This window comes from Spirosoma spitsbergense DSM 19989 (assembly GCF_000374085.1).
GTDB lineage: Bacteria > Bacteroidota > Bacteroidia > Cytophagales > Spirosomataceae > Spirosoma > Spirosoma spitsbergense.
The window spans coordinates 1-1010 of record NZ_KB893541.1 but is presented as its reverse complement, the minus strand read 5'-3'; the positions used below and the strand labels follow the sequence as shown (position 1 = coordinate 1010).

At 54.0% G+C, this 1010-nt stretch carries 1 protein-coding gene and 1 pseudogene; both read right to left on the bottom strand.

Going from position 1 to position 1010, the window contains the following annotated elements:
* Nucleotides 1–150: 150 nt before the first annotated feature.
* A complete protein-coding gene (locus B157_RS0114055) occupies nt 151–771 on the bottom strand; it encodes a hypothetical protein (RefSeq protein WP_020603946.1) in 621 nt (206 codons plus the stop codon).
* A gap of 1 nt (nt 772) precedes the next feature.
* Nucleotides 773–1010: pseudogene (locus B157_RS39350) on the bottom strand (relaxase/mobilization nuclease domain-containing protein); the annotation flags it as partial.

Genomic DNA, 1010 nt, shown 5'->3' with positions numbered 1-1010 from the left:
GTGATTAAAAACGAGCACACCAAAGAGCAGATGAACGCCCTCGATGATGAATGGCTCAACAACAAGGGGCCAATTATGACCCTGGCCGAAACGTTGGCGTATGCGGCTGAAAAAGCCAAAAACCGGGCTACCGGTGCGTCCTGAATCAGCTCACCCTTTTTTCTTCCCCTTGACGCGCGGTTTCCCCTCTAGTTGATTCGCTTGGTTAGATAAGGCTTTGGCTTGCTCGGCAGCCTGGGCCGCTAGAGCCCGTTTCTCGTCGGCCTGTTCCTGCTCGACAACCCATTTGCTCACCCCGGCCGGATCCTTGGCGAATAGCCCTTCGATGTAGCTGTAAAAATTGGGGTCTTGCTGCTTAAGGTAGCGAACGCGCCAATCCGCCGTCCAGTAAGCTGCTCGGAACTGGTCTCTCTCCCCTTTCCAATCCAAAGCTAGCCAACTCAACCCGGCCACCAGGACGACCATCAGCCCGAACATATACCCACCATAGCGAACGTATTGACTCATTGTGTAGTCCGGGCGTTGACGGATTAATTGCTTCACTTGGCTCAGTTCCTCCCGAACCTGCGCCAGCTCACTGACAGCCACAGGAGTCGGGGGAGCACTGGTTAATTGCTTCTCCAAAGCACTTACCACTTCCGCCAGTTTATCCAGATCATCCTTACTGGCTAGCTTACTGACCGACTCCGTTAGCTTTTCGACGTCGGTCAAAATGCCCTCCAGTAACTCGCCCACTAAATCACCACTGGGCGGGGTTTTCTTGTTTTCCATCTCACATGCTCAGGCCACGCCCGCGTTTAAGCTGTTTCTCTTCGTTTTGCGGGCTTATCGTCAATTCTTGGGCCTTCGCTAGCTCCCGCTGCCGCGTAAGCGCTAAAGCTCGTTTCTGGGCGTTTAAGCCTAGCTCTTGCTGAATCTGACCCAAGCCTAGGTTTTGGTGCAGCTTGGAGCCTTTGAAGGCCACCCGTAAGGCTTCCCCGTTTTCGTCCTGGCTTATTCGCTCAAAGCTC

Coding starts and splice junctions, on each gene's coding strand:
- B157_RS0114055 (WP_020603946.1), bottom strand. CDS start 771: ATGGAAAACAAGAAAACCCCGCCCAGTGGTGATTTAGTGGGCGAGTTA.